The sequence below is a fragment of the Nocardioides ultimimeridianus genome, from assembly GCF_054777895.1.
The window spans coordinates 289481-305165 of record NZ_BAAHAB010000007.1; the positions used below are offsets into that span (position 1 = coordinate 289481).

The following is a 15685-nucleotide window of genomic DNA, read 5'->3' on the forward strand; positions in this document are numbered from 1 at the left end:
GCGCCGGACGCGATGCGCGTCACTGCTCCTGGGGTGCGCTTCCGGTCTGGATCGCGCCGGGCTCGTCCGAGTCCTCCGCCTCCTGGGACTTCCGCACGGCGTCCTGGTCCGGCTCCAACAGGCCCTCGGCCGTCTCGCCGGCCGGCAGGCCCTCGGCGAGCGGGTTGTCCTCGCCGGCGACGAGATCCTCCGGCAGCGCCTCGTCCGGGATGCCCATCGGGGCCGCTTCCTGCTCCTGTGCCTCGTGTTCGCTCATGGCCGGGCGGTACCCGCTGATCGCGGGATCACACCAGGGGGAGCCGGCGCTGCCCCCGCGGGAGCTGCTCGTAGCCCCGCCGGACGGCGGTGGCCAGCAGCTCCGGGTCCCACGGCCACTCGCCGGCGGCCAGCGCCTCGTCGACCGGTACGCCGCCACCGGCCAGGCCCCGGATCGTCTCCGCGACCGCCGCCAGCTGGTCGCGCTGACGGTCCACGAACATCCGGTCGACCGGCGCGCCGTGGCCCGGCACCACGGTCGTGGCCGGGGTGGTGAGGCCGAGCACGAGCTCCATCGTCACCGGCCAGTCCAGCGGGTAGGAGTCGTCGCCCAGCGCGGGCGGGCCGGACTCCTCGACGAGGTCGCCGGCCAGCAGCACGTCGGCGTCGGGCACACGGACCACGAGGTCGCCGCCGGTGTGGCCGCGTCCGGGATGCACCAGCTCGACCGTCCGGTCGCCGAGGTCGAGGGCCAGCGCGCTGGAGAAGGTGCGGTCGGGCAGCGCGATCTCGGTCCCGTCCGCGCGCGGGACCCCGGGTCCCCACCGGCCCAGCTCCTCGGCCGCCGTCTCGTGCGCGACCACCGGAAGCGCGCCGTACGCCGTCAGGAAGGTGCTGTTGCCGAAGGTGTGGTCGAAGTGCCAGTGGGTGTTGACGATCCCGGTCACGTCGCCGGCTCCCAGGCGGCGTACGTCCTCGACCACCTCGCGTGCGGCGGTGGCGGAGCCGTGCGTGTCGACGACCAGCAGGCCTGCGCTCCCGCCGACCAGGGAGACGTTCACGTCGTGCTGCCGGTAGCGGGCGACCCAGACCCGGTCGGCCACCTCGATGAAGGGCATGCGGAAAGGCTATAGACTTGGCACTCAGTCCGGGCGAGTGCCAGGGCACGCCACGGGCGCCGGCGAGCAGGAGGTGGAGCATGCAGGAGGAACGACGACTCGCGGTGCTCCGCGCCATCGTCGAGGACTACGTGGCGACCGAGGAGCCCGTGGGGTCCAAGGCGCTGGTCGAGAGGCACGGCCTCAACGTCAGCCCGGCCACGATCCGCAACGACATGGCGGCGCTGGAGGAGGAGGGCTACCTCGCCCAGCCGCACACCAGCGCCGGGCGGGTGCCGACCGACAAGGGCTACCGGCTCTTCGTCGACCGGCTCTCGAGGGTCAAGCCGATGAGCGCCCCGGAGCGCCGGGCGATCTCGGCCTTCCTCGACGGCGCGGTCGACCTCGACGACGTGGTCAACCGCTCGGTGCGGCTGCTCGCGCAGCTCACTCACCAGGTCGCGGTCGTGCAGTACCCCACGCTCTCGCGCAGCACCGTGCGCCACATCGAGCTGGTCGCCCTCAACCCCGACCGGCTGCTGGTCGTGCTGATCCTCAGCACCGGCCGGGTCGAGCAGCGCCTGGTCGAGCTGACCAGCGAGCTGTCCGACGACGAGCTCGCCCAGCTGCGCAGCCGGGTCAACCTGGCTGCCACCGGCGAGCAGATCGCGGACGCGGTGACCGCCCTCAGCGGGCTGGTCGTCGACGCCGTACCCACCGATCAGGCGACCGCAGGCGTGGTCGCGGCGCTGGTCGAGGCGATGAGCGACCACCGCTCCGACGCCCGGGTCGCGGTGGGCGGCACCTCCAACCTGGCCCGCTTCGGCGACAGCTTCGACACCTCGGTCCGCCCGCTGCTCGAGGCGATCGAGGAGCACGTCGTGCTGCTCACCCTGCTCGGCGAGGCGACGACCGACGGCGCGGTGATGGTCCGGATCGGCGCCGAGGGCCCCTACGAGCAGCTGTCGGCGACCAGCGTCGTGGCCAGCGGCTACGGCCCGCTCACCACCCAGGGCGAGGCCCTCGCGACGCTCGGCGTCGTCGGCCCGACCCGCATGGACTACCCCGGAACGATGGCGGCGGTGCGCGCCGTGGCCAGCTACGTGTCGCGCATCCTCGACTGACTCGCGCAGAGACTGAAAGAGAACCGTGTCCCAGGACCCCTACGAGCTGCTCGGCGTCGCCCGCGACGCCGACGGCGACACCATCAAGAAGGCCTACCGCAAGCTGGCCCGCCAGCTGCACCCCGACGTCAACCCCGACCCCGAGGCGCAGGAGCGCTTCAAGCAGGTGTCGGCGGCGTACGAGGTCCTCTCCGACCCGCAGAAGCGGGCCGCGTTCGACCGCGGCGGTGACCCGTTCGGTGGCGGCTTCGGCCAGGGTGCGGGCTTCTCCTTCACCGACATCATGGACGCGTTCTTCGGCGGCTCCGCGGGTGGCGGCGGGGGCGGTGGGCGTGGCCCGCGGTCGCGCGTACGCCGCGGCCAGGACGCCCTGATCCGGCTCGAGATCGAGCTCGCGGAGGCGGCCTTCGGCGTCAACAAGGAGCTCAAGGTCGACACCGCCGTCCGGTGCTCGACGTGCAGCGGCTCGGGTGCGGCGGCCGGCTCCCAGCCGACCACCTGCGAGACGTGCCACGGACAGGGCGAGGTCGCACACGTGCAGCGCTCGTTCCTCGGCGAGATCCGCACCCTGCGCGCCTGCCCGACCTGCCGCGGCTTCGGCACGGTCATCCCCGACCCCTGCCGCGAGTGCTCCGGCGAGGGCCGCGTGCGCTCGCGCCGCACCCTGACCGTCAAGATCCCCGCCGGCGTCGACACCGGCACCCGCGTCCAGCTCGCCGAGCAGGGCGAGGTCGGGCCGGGCGGTGGCCCCGCCGGTGACCTGTACGTCGAGATCCTGGTCGCCCCGCACCGGACCTTCACCCGCCACGGCAACGACCTGCGCTGCACCGTCGCCCTGCCGATGACGGCGGCGGCGCTGGGCACGACCATCAGCCTCCCGACGCTGGAGGCCGACCTGGAGACCAGCGCCGACTCCGGCGTGGAGACCGCCTTCGACCTGGCCGTGCCGGCCGGCACCCAGTCCGGCCACGAGGTGACGATGCGCGGGCGCGGTGTGCCCGGGCTGCGCGGCGGCCGCGGCGACCTGATCGTCACCGTCGCCGTCGAGACCCCGACCCGCCTCGACCCGCGCCAGGAGGAGCTGCTGCGCGAGCTGGCGGCGGTCCGTGGCGAGGAGCAGCCCGCCGGCGACGTACGCCCCGCGCACAAGACGGTGTTCGGCCGGCTGCGGGACGCGTTCGGCACCCACTGACATCAGCACTGAGACAGCACCGATGACCCTGCCGCAGCACCTCGTCCCGTCGCTGGACGGTGTCACGCCCGGGTCCACGGTGGTCGTCGAGGGCGACGAGGCCCACCACGCCGTCGTCGTACGACGCCTGCGGGTGGGCGAGGAGCTGCAGCTGTGCGACGGCCTCGGCCGGGTGGCGCTGGGCACCGTCGCGGCCACCACGAAGCGGAGCTTCGACGTGGCGGTCACGGCGGTCGAGGACCATCCCGAGCCGACCCCGCGGATCACCGTCGTCCAGGCGCTGCCCAAGGGCGAGCGCGGCGAGCTGGCCGTCGAGGTCCTCACCGAGATCGGCGTGTCCCGGATCGTGCCCTGGGCGGCCGCGCGCAGCGTCGCGGTCTGGAAGGGCGAGCGGGCGGTGAAGTCGCAGGCCAAGTGGGCCGCCACCGCCCGGGAGGCCGCCAAGCAGTCACGCCGGGCCTGGCACCCCGAGGTGGCCGGCCTCGCGACCCTGCGTGACGTCGTCGAGCTGGTCGCCGCCGCCGACCTCGCCGTGGTGCTCCACGAGGACGCGAGCGAGCCGCTCGCGGCCCTCGCCGTACCGGATCGTGGGGAGATCGTCGTGGTGGTCGGGCCCGAGGGCGGGCTCACCGACGAGGAGGTGGCGCAGCTCGTGGGCGCCGGGGGAGTGTCGACCCGGTTGGGTGCCGAGGTGCTGCGCACCTCGACGGCCGGGCTGGCCGCGGTCGCCGCGCTCCTCGCGCAGACTCCCCGCTGGTCCTGATTTCGATACGGCGGTGTGGCGCCGATCCGCGGCGACACGCTCGCCCGATAAATGCAGAACGGGCCGCGTCCCGGAGGACGCGACCCGCTCGAAGCTGAGTGGAACTCAGATGGCGTGGACCTTCTCCGCCTGCGGGCCCTTCGGGCCCTGGGTGATGTCGAACTCGACACGCTGGTTCTCGTCGAGGCTCTTGTAGCCCGAGCCCTCGATCGCGGAGAAGTGGACGAACACGTCAGCGCCGCCACCATCCTGCTGGATGAAGCCGAAGCCCTTCTCGGAGTTGAACCACTTCACGGTGCCCTGGGTCATTTGGTATTTCCTTCGTTTCGATTCTTCACGATCGGATCGTTCCGATCGTGGGGGAGCTGATACATCCATTCGTGCGCCTGATGTCCAGCAAGAACCGAAAACCAAGACCAACGCGATGCATCCCCTCTCGGGGACCGGATGCCGCGTCACCACGACGCTGCACCTTTCAACAGGACCAACGCTATCAGCGCCTGCCCACCGAGCGCATTCCTCTGCATGCAACAAATGGGTGAACTTTGTCCGCGACGGCTCACGCCGAGGCACACTTCTGCCCGTGGGAGCTCGGGAGGAACGTCGTGCGCGACGCGAGTTGGAGCGTCGGATGCGCGAGCTGGACCGGCTCGACGCCCAGTTCGGACTGGGCGCCGACCCCCGTCAGCACCGGGTCCGCCGGCAGGCACGCGGCCCCTTCCGGTTCCGGTACTGGCGCGAGCTGGTCGCGGGGCTGATCTGTGCGGTCGTGCTCGGTGTGATGGCGGTGCAGCTGTACAACCTGTGGACCCCGGCCGGCGACGGCAGCTACGCCTTCGAGGCGGTGCAGCCCACCACACACAGCCCGATCGGCTACGACCCCTGCGACACGATCCACTACGTGATCAACCCCGACAACGGGCCCGCGGACTACCTCGACTTCATCCAGCGGGCAGTGGCCGATGCGTCGCGGATCTCCGGCATCTCCTTCCAGTACGACGGCACGACCACCGACCGCGACTTCGACCGCGACCGCGGGCCGGTGCTGATCGGCTTCGCCGACCCGACGGAGGTCTCCGACCTGGGCGGCGACGACGTGGTCGGCGTCGGCGGCTCGGTGTCGTACGTCGCTCCCGGCGACCGTCGTCGCTACTTCCACTCCGGCATGGTCGCGCTCAAGCCGAGCTGGTTCGCCGACCAGGACCGTCGCCACCTCCAGCGCGACGAGCAGGCCGTGGTGATGCACGAGCTCGGCCACGTCCTCGGGCTCGCCCACGTCCAGGACAAGCACGAGCTGATGTACCCCTCGCTCACCCGCACGACGTACGGCCCGGGAGACATCCGCGGTCTGCAGGCGCTCGGCGACATCCCCTGCTGAGATGCCCGCCACCGGATCGCTCTCGACGGAGTCCGCGGACCGAATCGCGGAACGGCGATGCCGGATAGCCCGAACGGGTGATTGATCGACGCAACCATCGGTGCTGCAATCGGGTGTCCATGACTCCGGGTTGCTCTCGAGGAGGCGCGGCATGCGCGGGATGCTCCGATCGGCGCTCGCGACGGCGGTCGCCGGTGCCGCCGTTCCCCTGGTCCTCGCGCTCCCGGCTCGGGCGGGCACGGTCACGCTGACCGTCACGTCCACGGCCGACAGCGCCGACACCCATCCCGGCGACGGCACCTGCGCCTCGTCGTCCGGCTGCACGCTGCGTGCCGCGATCCAGGAGGCGAACGCGCTGTACGCCGACGATGACTCGACCGTGGTGGACGTGGACTTCGCCATCCCGGGCGGCGGGCCACACGTCATCAGGCCGGTCGCCCACCTGCCGGCCGTCGACGCCCGTGTCGACCTGCTCGCCACCACCCAGCCCGGCTACTCCGCCGGCCATCCGCAGGTGGTCCTCGACGGCATCACCTGCGGCTGCACGGGCCTGGTCCTGCTGCCGCACGGCTCGGTCGTCAGCGGCTTCGACGTCCAGCGCTTCTACACAGGCATCGAGCTCGCGCCGACCAAGGACGTCTTCGCCCCGGACTCGATCACCGCGAGCTTCATCGGCACCGATGCGACCGGCGCCGCGTCCGCCGGCAACGTCATCGGCGTCGACGACTTCCAGCAGAGCGGGGCGATCATCGGGGGCACGACGGCCGCTGAGCGCAACGTGATCTCCGGCAACACCACCGACGTCTACGTCGAGGGCCGGTCGAACATCGCCTGGATCGAGGGCAACTACATCGGCACCAACGCCGCGGGGACAGCGGCGCTGCCGATCCGCGCCCCGGGCGCGCTGATCCCCGGCGAGTGCTCCGGGGTGTTCGTCGACGGGGCGACCAACATCCACGTCGGCGCGAGCGGCGGCGGGGGCAACGTCATCTCCCTGGGCACCACGAAGCCGACCGGCGGCTGCAAGGCGACGTACAACAACGGTGCGGTCGGCGACATCGGCATCGACGGCGTCCGGGTGGCTCTCGACCACAACCTGCCGTCGGCCTTCGTGGCGATCCAGGGCGATCGGATCGGCACGACCGCCGACGGGACCGCCGCGATCGGCAACGACGTCGGGATCGACCTGGGGACCGCCTACCAGACCTCGATCGGCGGGCCGCTCGCCTCGAGCCGCAACGTGATCTCGGGGAACACCGATGCGGGCGTCGCCTCGTTCACCGGGGCCGTCCAGACCTTCGCCCTGCTCAACTACATCGGAACGGACGCGACGGGAAGCACCGCGGTGCCCAACGGCACCGGGCTGCGCCTCGCCGGGCCCTCGGACATCTCCGCCGGCAACGTCATCAGCGGCAACACCCACGACGGGCTGGTGCTCACCGGCGACGGCACCTCGGCCAGCGACAGGGTCGGCCTCGACGCGTCGGGCAACGCGCTCGGCAACGGCGGGGTCGGCGTGCACGTCGGCGCCGGTGCCAAGGGGGCCGTCTACGGCTCGACCGTCGCCGACAACGGCGGTGCGGGCGTCGCCACCGACACCGGAGGTCGCGTCGACGTGTCCGCCGCGACGACGCTCCACGACAACGGCGGCCTGGGGATCGACCTGGGGGACGATGGCGTGACGGCGAACGCGGCCGGCTCGGCGACCAACGCCCCCGTCATCACGGGCCGGATCACCAACGACGTGAACGGCCACGACGAGGTCGACGGAACCCTCGACGCGAAGCCGTCGTCGGCGTACGTGGTCAACCTCTACGACGACCCGGTGTGCGACCCCTCCGGCAACGGCGAGGCGACGAACCGGATCGGCTTCACCACGGTCCACACCGATGCCGCCGGTCACGCCAGCTTCGGCATCCTCGACGCCGCCGTCGAGGCCGGTCACGGCGTGAGCGCCACGGCCACCGGCCCCGCGGGCACCTCCGAGCTCAGCGCCTGCTTCCAGCCGGTGGTCCTCATGGACCAGAGCATCACCGGCGGCTCCGGCGTGAGCGGGACCCCGACGACGGTAGGCGGCACCGGGACGACGTACCGCTGGATCGGCGGGTCCCTGAGCTCGAACGGCGACAACCACTCGTGGGGCGACTCGCGCAACTGGCTGCCGCACGGCGTGCCGGGCGACGGCGACTCGGCGTACATCTCGCAGCCGGGGGGTGGCTACTGCTCGGCGTACGTCGACGGCGTGCCGACCGTGAGTCTCGTGGACTTCTCGCTGGCCGGAACCGCGAACACCTGCGGGAGCTCGGTCACCGGCGGCGCCATCACGGTGACCGGCCAGATGGCCTGGAACGGGGGCCGCATCGCCACGCCGATCACCGTCGCCGCAGGCGCCCACGCGACCGTCACCGGAGGCGGGCAGAACGAGCTCGACGCCGACCTGGACATCAAGGGTGACCTCACCCTCAGCGGGGTGATCGGTGCCAGCGGCCGGTTGGCGTTCAGCGTCTACCAGGCACAGGCCGCGACGGTCCACGTCGAGCAGGGTGCGACGCTGTACGCCGAGGGCGACAACGACCTGACGGGCAACACCGGCACCCTGGTGAACGACGGCACGGTGTCGGTCAGCGGCGGCACCCTCGGGCTGCGCAACGGCGCCAAGCTGGTCCAGGACGCGTCGGTGGTGACGAGCGGCCACGGCGCGCTGGTGGACGAGGGCGCGGCGACGCTCGGAGCCGGAGCGACCTACGCAGGGGACGGGAAGGTCGAGCTCGTCGACGGGCCGACGTCTCTTCAGGGCGATCAGTCGGTGGGCGAGGGCATGACCCTGCAGCTGGCCGCGCTGGACGCCGACCTCGGCGACACCGTCAGCGGCACGGGCACCTTCACCGGCGCGGGCCGGCTGGCCTGGGACGGTGGCACGATCGAGGCGAACCTGACGATCGGCCCGGGCTTCCACCTCGACGTGCTCGGCGATCACATCCCCAATGGCGACCGGGTGCTGGCGGGCAAGGACCAGAGCAACGGCGCGGTGACGGCAACGTTGGTCAACCACGGCACGATCACCGTCGGCGACGGCGCGAACATCCATGCCTCGGTCTACGACGCCCCGCACCTCACCAACGCGTCGGACGGAACGATCGCCCTGGCACCCGGATCGACCATCGGCGGCGGCAACGTCACGACCCTGGTCGACACCGGCCACGTGGCAGTGCCGGCCGGTAGCCGGGCGGGCGCCGTGTTGGACCGCGTAGCGCTGGCCGACACCGGCGGCACGATCGCGATCGCCCCGGCGCAACGGCTGGAGCTCGGCAGCGGCGCGAGCAGCACCCTGGCGGGCACGACGATCTCGGGCGGGGGCACGTTCGCCGACGACCAGAGCACGACGATCACCGGCTCGCCGACGGTGGCCGCGACGACCACGTTCGAGCTGGACGGCGGCGGCGTCGACGGCGCCACGACGCTCGGCGGAGCGGGCCGCTTCGCCTGGCTCGGCGGCACGCTCTCCGGAGCCTCCCTGCGCCTCGCCACGACGGGGGGCATCTCGGTGAGCGGCGCGACGACCAAGCACCTCGGGCGTACGACGGGCAACGCGCCCAGCACGGTGGTGCTGGCCGGCCCGACGACGATCGGCTCCGGAGTCGTCGACGACCTGTACGGGCCGGACACGCTCCGCCTCGCGGCGGCCACCACCGCGAGCGGACCCGCGACGCTCGCGGTGGGCTCGCTCGTCAACGCGGGCGCACTCACGGTCCGCTCGGGAACGCTCACCGTCCCCGGGCTGAGCCAGGCCACGGGGTCCACCGACGTCGTCGCGGGGGCGCGCCTGGCGGGCTCGTCCCCGGCTGCCGCGCTGACGTTCGCCGGCGGGCTGCTCGAGGGGTCCGGAACCGTGAGCGGCGCGGTCACGACCGGTCGTGCGACGGTGGCCCCGGGGGCTGCGGCGTACGGACGGCTCACGGTCTCCGGCAGCCTCACCGGCACCTCATCGACCGTGCTCAGCGTGGGGATGTCGGCGACGGCCAAGGATCGGCTCGCGGTGTCCGGGACGGTGGTCCTCGGACACCGCGTAGCCGCCCGCAACGTGGGCTACGTGCCGCGGTTCGGTGCCGGCGTCCCCGTGGCCTCGGGATCTTCGCTGACGGGCGGAGCCTGTGTCGTGACCTCGGGTGCGGGCTCCTCGACCGGACACTGGCGGATCGCCCGCACCGCACGCGTGCTCACGCTCGTGTGGGCCAAGGGGCACCGGAGCGGGTGCGTCTGACGCGGGAGCTCAGGCCAGCGTCGCGACGTCGATGACGAAGCGGTAGCGCACGTCGGAGGCGAGCACCCGCTCGTAGGCCTCGTTGATGGCGTCCGCGGAGACCACCTCGATGTCGGCACCGAGGCCGTGCTCGGCGCAGAAGTCGAGCATCTCCTGGGTCTCCGCGATGCCGCCGATGGCCGACCCGGCGAACGAGCGCCGCCCGCCGATCAGCGAGAACACGTTGACGGCCAGTGGCTCCGGCGGGGCGCCGACGTTGACCATGGTGCCGTCGACGCCGAGCAGGCCGAGGTAGGCGTTGAGGTCGAGCGGAGCGCTGACGGTGTTGACGATCAGGTCGAACCGGCCGCGCAGCGTGCGGAAGGTGTCCGGGTCGGAGGTCGCGAAGTAGTCGGTGGCGCCGAGCCGGAGCCCGTCCTCCTGCTTCTTCAGCGACTGGGACAGCACGGTCACCTCCGCGCCCATCGCGGCCGCGATCTTGACCGCCATGTGGCCGAGGCCGCCGAGGCCGACGACGGCCACCTTGCGGCCCGGGCCGGCGTTCCAGTGCCGCAGCGGGGAGTAGGTGGTGATGCCGGCGCAGAGCAGTGGAGCGGCCGCGGCGGGGTCGAGCCCGTCCGGCACCCTCACCACGAAGTCGGCGTCGACGACCACGTGGGTGGAGTAGCCGCCCTGGGTGGTGGTGCCGTCGCGGTCGGTGGCGGCGTACGTGCCGATCATGCCCTTGCTGCAGTACTGCTCGTTGCCGTTGCGGCAGTTGTCGCACTCGCGGCAGGAGCCGACCATGCAGCCGACACCGACCCGGTCGCCGACCCGGTGGCGGGTGACCGACGAGCCGACCTCGGTGACGACGCCGACGATCTCGTGGCCGGGCACGACCGGGAACGGCTGTGGGCCCCAGTCGCCGCGGACGGTGTGGATGTCGGAGTGGCAGATGCCGGCGTACTCGATCGCGATCAGGACGTCGTCGGCGCCGACCTCGCGGCGCTCGATGGTGGTGGGGGCCAGCGGTGCGCCGGCGGAGGGGGCTGCGTAGGCGTTGACGCGCATCAGATTGCTCCAGTCTGGTGGGGGAACTCGTCGGGAAGGGTGTACTCGTCGTCGGTGACGGGCTCGAGCCAGTGCACGACCGCGTGGTCGTGGTCGGCCTCGTTGATGGCCAGGTGGACCATCAGGCGGTTCGGTGCGGCGCCGTGCCAGTGCTCCTCGTCGGCCTCGAAGAGGACGCGGTCGCCGGGCCGGATGACCTCCACCGGGCCGCCGCGGCGCTGGCACAGCCCGACCCCCTCGGTCACGAAGACCGTCTGGCTCAGAGGGTGGCGGTGCCAGTGGGTGCGGGCGCCGGGCATGAAGTGCACGAGCGCGGCGCTGAGCCGGGACGGCTCGGGCGACGCGGCGACCGGGTCGATGTAGACATCGCCGGTGAACCAGTCGGCCGGGCCCTTGATGGTGTCGATCGAGCTGCGGGTGATCTGCACGGGTCTCCTATCGGGGGGTCTGCTTGAGGGCATCGGCGAGCGTGGCGGCCTCGGCGGCGATCCGCTCGGCGCCCTGCGGGTCGCCGTCGCGTACGGCGCCCCAGTAGTCGATCTTGAGCGCGACGTAGCGCTGGCGGAGCACGATCTGCTCCGCCTCGTGGCGCAGACGCTTCTGCTGGGTGGCGAGCAGCGCGATCTGGCCCTCGGCCGCTGCCTCGCCGAGGTCGCGGTTGGCGACGTACTTCTTCATGTCGGCGACCGACATGCCGGTCGCCGAGAGGCAGGCGACCGACATCAGCTGGTCGAGGTCGGCATCGTCGTACACGCGATGACCGCTGCTCGCGCCGCGCGAGACGGGCGCGATCACGCCGATCGACTCGTAGTAGCGCAGCGTGCTCGCCGGGAGCCCGGTGAGCGCCGCTGCCTCCTTGATCGTGTAGCTGCGCTGCTGGGTGGTGGTCACGGCATCGACGCTAGGAACTTCAAGTACTTGAAGTCAAAGGTGATGCCGCGCACGTCACGCGCAGGGGTCTCCGGCGTACGGCGCCCCGGGGACGTACTGGTTCCACTCCGCCTCGGTGAGCGGGGTGCCGCGGTGGGCGCAGATCCGGGCGCGCGCCCCGTCGGCCGAGGTGCTCCACGAGCCCACCCGACCGGACAGACCGGCCGCGTACACGGTGGCCCCGTCCGCGGCGAAGACGGCCTGGGTCGGCGGGGCGCCCAGGTTGTCGAGGGCGGCGTACGGCGCGCCGCCGTCGTCGGTCATGCGCCACAGCCACAGCTGTCCGTCGGTGCTCGGCGTGGCGAGCAGCGAGCCGTCCGCGCTCCAGACGGTCGCGAACAGGGTGTCGGTGGGACCCCGCAGCGGCTCGCCGACCTGGGTGGGGTGGGCCGGGTCGGAGACGTCCCACAGCCGCACGGTGCGATCGGCGCCACCGGTCGCGAGCCGCGTGCCGTCCGGGCTGAATCCGACGGCGAACACGGTGTTGTCGAAGCCGCTGATGACGGCGACCGTCTTGTCGGTCTGCAGCGAGTAGAGGTGCACCAGGTTGTCGCCGCCACCGACGGCCAGCAGCGTGTCGTCGGGGCTGAACGAGGCCCCGATCGCGAGGCCCTTGATGGTGAACCGGTGCTGGAGGCGCGGCTGGTCGCCGGTCAGGTCGTAGACCGCGGCGCTGCCGTCGTCGGAGGTGATCGCGACGTGCTTGCCGTCACCGCTGAACATCACGTTCTCCACCAACGCGGTCGTGGCCTTCAGGAACCTCGGGTGAGTCGGGTCGGTCGTGCCGATCTGCCAGACAGCGACCTTGCCCGTCGCCGTCCCGTCGACCAGCCACCGGCCGTCGGGGGAGACGCCGCCGGCGCCGTCCAGCACTCCGGGTCCGGCCGGGGCGGTGTAGCGCGGCCCGACGCTCCGTGGCACCGCCGGGTCGCTGACGTCCAGGACGCGCATGGCCGGCGCGGCGGCCCCGACGCCGGCGTACAGACGGTGCCCGGCGAGGGTCAGGCCCCAGATGCCGTCGTCGTACGGCGCCGGCTGCGGGCCGTTCGTCGGCCAGATCCGGGTGACCCCGTCGACGCCGGCGGCCACCAGCTCGCCGTCGTCGCTGGTGTAGCCGACCCGGGTCACGTTCGAGGGGGTGTCGTACGACGCCGCGAGCGACCAGTCCGCGGTGTTCCAGGTCTGGATCAGCGCGCCGGACGCCCCGGCCGCCAGGTGCCGGCCGTCGTGGCTGAACGCGACCGCGTTGACCCAGGAGCTGAACCCGTCGGTCAGCGTGGCGACCGGGCGCGGGTGCGTCGCGGTCGTCCAGACGCGGACCGTCTTGTCCTTCGACGCGGCGGCGAGCTGCGAGCCGTCGGGGGAGAAGGCGACCGCGAAGACGTAGTCGGAGGCCACCCCGACCCTCAGCGTCGACACCAGGCGCAGGCCGGCCGCGGTCGGCCGCCACGTCCGCACGGCCCCGTCGGCGCTGCCGGTCGCCACGAGCCCGGTCCGGCTGACCGCGACGGACTGGACCGCGCCGTCGAAGCCGGTGGTGCTGCCCCGGGCGCGCAGGTGCCGTCCGTCCCACGCGTAGCGCAGCACCCGCGCATCGGACGACGCGACGTAGAGGGTGCGGCCGTGGTCGGCGAAGGCCAGGTCGTAGACGCTGGGGTCGGTGCCGTAGGACGTCTTGGCGATGATCGTGGGACGGGCGAGGTCGGTGACGTCGAGGACGCCGACCAGGCCGCCCGGACCGGCGTACGCGAGCCGCGTGCCGTCGGCGGACCATGCCGAGGCGAACAGGGCGTTCGCGGACACGGTGATCGAACTCGCCAGGGTGGGCGCGGTCGAGGCGGCGTCGTACAGGTAGACCTTGCCGTCGGCTCCGACCGTGGCGATGGCCCGTCCGTCCGGGCTCGGGTCGGCGTGCGTGGCGCCGGCCGGGCCGACCAGCCGGGTCTCGAGCGGCTGGCCGGTCAGGTCGAGCAGGGCGTTGCGCGCCTCGATGGTCGGCGAGATCCGGTAGCTGGCGAGGGCCAGCTGCGCGGCCAGTGCGGGGTCGGAGCCGCTGAGCTTGGACACCTCGAGCGCGATCTGCCGGGACAGCAGCTGGGTCTGCTGCTCGTGGGCGGTGGCCCGCTCGCGGGTCAGCGCGCGGGAGGCGGCCACCAGGTAGCCAGCCGTCACGCTCGCGACCACGGCGAGGACCACCGCGGCGAGGTAGAGACGGCGCACCCTGCGCCGGCCGCGGCGGGCCTGCTCCAGGCCGGCCTGCTCCTGGTCCCGGCTCAGCGACAGGAACCGCTGGTCGGTCTCCGAGAGCCGCACCGGCGAGGTGCCGTCCGCGAGCCGGGCGGCGATCGCCAGCAGCGGGCCGCGCAGCAGCGCGGACTCGTGCCGACCGTCCTCCTCCCAGGCCCGCGCCGCGTCGCTGATCCGGCGCCGCAGCCGCAGGTCGTTGCGGTTCTCCTCGATCCAGGTCCGCAGCCGCGCCCACGCGCTCAGCAGGATCTCGTGGCTGACCTCCAGCGAGTGCTCGGTGGTGGTCAGGATGCGGGCGTTGACCAGGGCGCCGATGGCCTCGACGCCGCTGTCGTCGTCGGTGTCGGGGATGTCGCGATGGCTGATCCGCCGACGGGTCGCGAGGCCGTCCTCGTCGACGGTGATGAGCAGCCCGAAGAGGTCGCGCAGGTAGGACTGCTGGGCGGGGCTGAGTCCGTCGTACGCCTCCTCGGCGGTCCGCTGGACCGCCTGGCGCACGCCGCCGACCGCGACGTAGTCGGCGACGGTGAGCGTCGTCCGGGCGGACCGCTCCCAGGCGGTCAGCAGCACGTGCGAGAGCAGCGGCAGGACCGCGAGCTCGTAGCTGTCGCGGTCGTCGCGGCGGGCGAGGTCGTCCAGGATCACGTCGACGAGCTCGTCGGCGACGGCACAGCCCGCGATCCGGGCGGGCTCGGTGATCGCCCGGGCGAGGGCGTCGCGGCCCATCGGCCCGACCAGCAGCTGACGCTCGCGCGCGAGCTCGAGCAGCACCGGGTCGGCGATGCAGCGGTCGAAGAAGTCGGCGCGCAGCACGGCGATCACGACACGGCCGTCGTCCGCGCGGGCGATCTCGTCCATCCGGGCGATCAGGCGCCGGCGCTCGGCGTCGCCGACCCGGTTGTCGAAGACCTCCTCGAACTGGTCGATGACGACCACGGCCCGATCGGCTCCCGCAGGGAGCCGGCCGAGGGCCTCCTCGAGCGCCTCCGCCGGCTCGGCGCCGGGCTCGCACAGCGTCCACGGCACCTCGCGGGCGACCAGGCCGGACAGCAGGCCGGCGCGGACCAGCGAGGACTTGCCCGAGCCCGAGGCGCCGACGACCGCGAGGAAGCCGACGTCCTGGCCGGCCAGCGCGTCGACGCGCCCGGCCAGCTCGGCGACCAGCTGCTCGCGGCCGAAGTAGAGCGGGGCGTCCTCGACCTGGAAGGCCCGCAGACCGAGGTACGGCGCCGTGACGGCTCCCGCGCGGCCCGGCCGGCCCGAGCGGACCCGCTGGAAGGCGTCGCGCCAGCCGTCGAGGCCCTCGTCGCTGCGATCGAGGCCGAGGGTGACCAGGAGGTCCCGCATCGTCTCCCACTGGGTGAGCTGTGGGAGGTTGCGGCCGCTGAAGTAGCCGCCCAGCGTCGCGGTCGGGATGGACGTGCTCCGGCTGACCTCGCGGATCGTCAGGCCGGCACGGATCCGTGCCTCGGTCAGCGCGGCGGCGAACTCCGCCCGGGTCCCGAGATGGCGTGGATCGGAGGGATCCGAGGGCGTCGTGGCCGAGGCGGAGGGTGACGTCACAGCCGGGACGCTAGGGGGTGCAGACGTCCGTCGCGGCTCGTCTCAGGTCATCTTTTCCGCTGGTTGCGCGTCACGATCCGCATTGTTTGCCGACCGCTGGCCGA

Annotated in this window: 12 protein-coding genes; 5 read left to right on the top strand and 7 right to left on the bottom strand. The window is 72.7% G+C overall.

Features of this window, described 5'->3' with window-relative positions; genetic code table 11:
- Positions 1 to 19: 19 nt before the first annotated feature.
- The gene (locus ACYU8V_RS08100; RefSeq protein ID WP_460846507.1) at positions 20 to 256 is read right to left on the bottom strand and encodes a hypothetical protein; all 237 of its coding nucleotides are present in this window, start codon (positions 254 to 256) and stop codon (positions 20 to 22) included.
- Positions 257 to 284: 28 nt separating this feature from the next.
- Positions 285 to 1094 (bottom strand): MBL fold metallo-hydrolase, encoded by an 810-nt coding sequence (locus ACYU8V_RS08105; protein ID WP_460846509.1) that lies wholly within the window; start codon positions 1092 to 1094, stop codon positions 285 to 287.
- A gap of 80 nt (positions 1095 to 1174) precedes the next feature.
- On the opposite strand from ACYU8V_RS08105, the gene hrcA reads away from it, so the two are divergent.
- From hrcA to ACYU8V_RS08120, 3 genes are read left to right on the top strand one after another with little or no spacing between them, the layout of a single operon-like run.
- Positions 1175 to 2197: a heat-inducible transcriptional repressor HrcA gene (hrcA, locus tag ACYU8V_RS08110; protein WP_460846510.1), complete on the top strand. Its 1023-nt coding sequence runs from the start codon at positions 1175 to 1177 to the stop codon at positions 2195 to 2197.
- Between the two features lie 25 nt (positions 2198 to 2222).
- Entirely contained in the window at positions 2223 to 3389 is a 1167-nt protein-coding gene (gene dnaJ, locus ACYU8V_RS08115) for a molecular chaperone DnaJ (RefSeq protein WP_460846512.1), read from the top strand.
- Between the two features lie 22 nt (positions 3390 to 3411).
- Positions 3412 to 4152: a 16S rRNA (uracil(1498)-N(3))-methyltransferase gene (locus tag ACYU8V_RS08120; RefSeq protein WP_460846513.1), complete on the top strand. Its 741-nt coding sequence runs from the start codon at positions 3412 to 3414 to the stop codon at positions 4150 to 4152.
- 105 nt (positions 4153 to 4257) lie between these two features.
- Here the strand turns inward: ACYU8V_RS08120 and ACYU8V_RS08125 are convergent, their stop codons facing one another.
- The gene (locus tag ACYU8V_RS08125) at positions 4258 to 4461 is read right to left on the bottom strand and encodes a cold-shock protein (protein WP_460846514.1); all 204 of its coding nucleotides are present in this window, start codon (positions 4459 to 4461) and stop codon (positions 4258 to 4260) included.
- A gap of 322 nt (positions 4462 to 4783) precedes the next feature.
- Here ACYU8V_RS08125 and ACYU8V_RS08130 point away from each other — a divergent pair, with 322 nt between their 5' ends.
- Positions 4784 to 5530, top strand: a complete 747-nt coding sequence (locus ACYU8V_RS08130; RefSeq protein ID WP_460846515.1) for a matrixin family metalloprotease — start codon at positions 4784 to 4786, stop codon at positions 5528 to 5530.
- Positions 5531 to 5681: 151 nt separating this feature from the next.
- Positions 5682 to 9791, top strand: coding sequence for a beta strand repeat-containing protein (locus tag ACYU8V_RS08135; RefSeq protein ID WP_460846516.1), 4110 nt, complete (start codon positions 5682 to 5684; stop codon positions 9789 to 9791).
- Positions 9792 to 9800: 9 nt separating this feature from the next.
- Here the strand turns inward: ACYU8V_RS08135 and ACYU8V_RS08140 are convergent, their stop codons facing one another.
- Genes ACYU8V_RS08140 through ACYU8V_RS08155 form a run of 4 tightly spaced genes read right to left on the bottom strand, consistent with a single transcriptional unit; the run spans position 9801 to position 15581 of the window.
- Positions 9801 to 10841: an NAD(P)-dependent alcohol dehydrogenase gene (locus tag ACYU8V_RS08140; RefSeq protein WP_460846517.1), complete on the bottom strand. Its 1041-nt coding sequence runs from the start codon at positions 10839 to 10841 to the stop codon at positions 9801 to 9803.
- On the bottom strand, positions 10841 to 11269 hold the full coding sequence (locus ACYU8V_RS08145; protein WP_460846518.1) for a (R)-mandelonitrile lyase: 429 nt from the start codon (positions 11267 to 11269) through the stop codon (positions 10841 to 10843). The genes ACYU8V_RS08140 and ACYU8V_RS08145 overlap by 1 nt, the downstream gene beginning before the upstream one ends.
- Before the next feature lie 7 nt (positions 11270 to 11276).
- Entirely contained in the window at positions 11277 to 11732 is a 456-nt protein-coding gene (locus tag ACYU8V_RS08150; RefSeq protein ID WP_460846519.1) for a MerR family transcriptional regulator, read from the bottom strand.
- Between the two features lie 54 nt (positions 11733 to 11786).
- Entirely contained in the window at positions 11787 to 15581 is a 3795-nt protein-coding gene (locus tag ACYU8V_RS08155; RefSeq protein WP_460846520.1) for an nSTAND1 domain-containing NTPase, read from the bottom strand.
- Between the last annotated feature and the right edge of the window lie 104 nt (positions 15582 to 15685).

Excerpts from the sequence above, each read along its gene's own strand:
- hrcA (WP_460846510.1), top strand. The coding sequence starts at position 1,175 with ATGCAGGAGGAACGACGACTCGCGGTGCTCCGCGCCATCGTCGAGGAC.
- ACYU8V_RS08130 (WP_460846515.1), top strand. The coding sequence starts at position 4,784 with ATGCGCGAGCTGGACCGGCTCGACGCCCAGTTCGGACTGGGCGCCGAC.
- ACYU8V_RS08120 (WP_460846513.1), top strand. The coding sequence starts at position 3,412 with ATGACCCTGCCGCAGCACCTCGTCCCGTCGCTGGACGGTGTCACGCCC.
- ACYU8V_RS08100 (WP_460846507.1), bottom strand. The coding sequence starts at position 256 with ATGAGCGAACACGAGGCACAGGAGCAGGAAGCGGCCCCGATGGGCATC.
- ACYU8V_RS08140 (WP_460846517.1), bottom strand. The coding sequence starts at position 10,841 with ATGCGCGTCAACGCCTACGCAGCCCCCTCCGCCGGCGCACCGCTGGCC.
- ACYU8V_RS08135 (WP_460846516.1), top strand. The coding sequence starts at position 5,682 with ATGCGCGGGATGCTCCGATCGGCGCTCGCGACGGCGGTCGCCGGTGCC.
- ACYU8V_RS08125 (WP_460846514.1), bottom strand. The coding sequence starts at position 4,461 with ATGACCCAGGGCACCGTGAAGTGGTTCAACTCCGAGAAGGGCTTCGGC.
- ACYU8V_RS08105 (WP_460846509.1), bottom strand. The coding sequence starts at position 1,094 with ATGCCCTTCATCGAGGTGGCCGACCGGGTCTGGGTCGCCCGCTACCGG.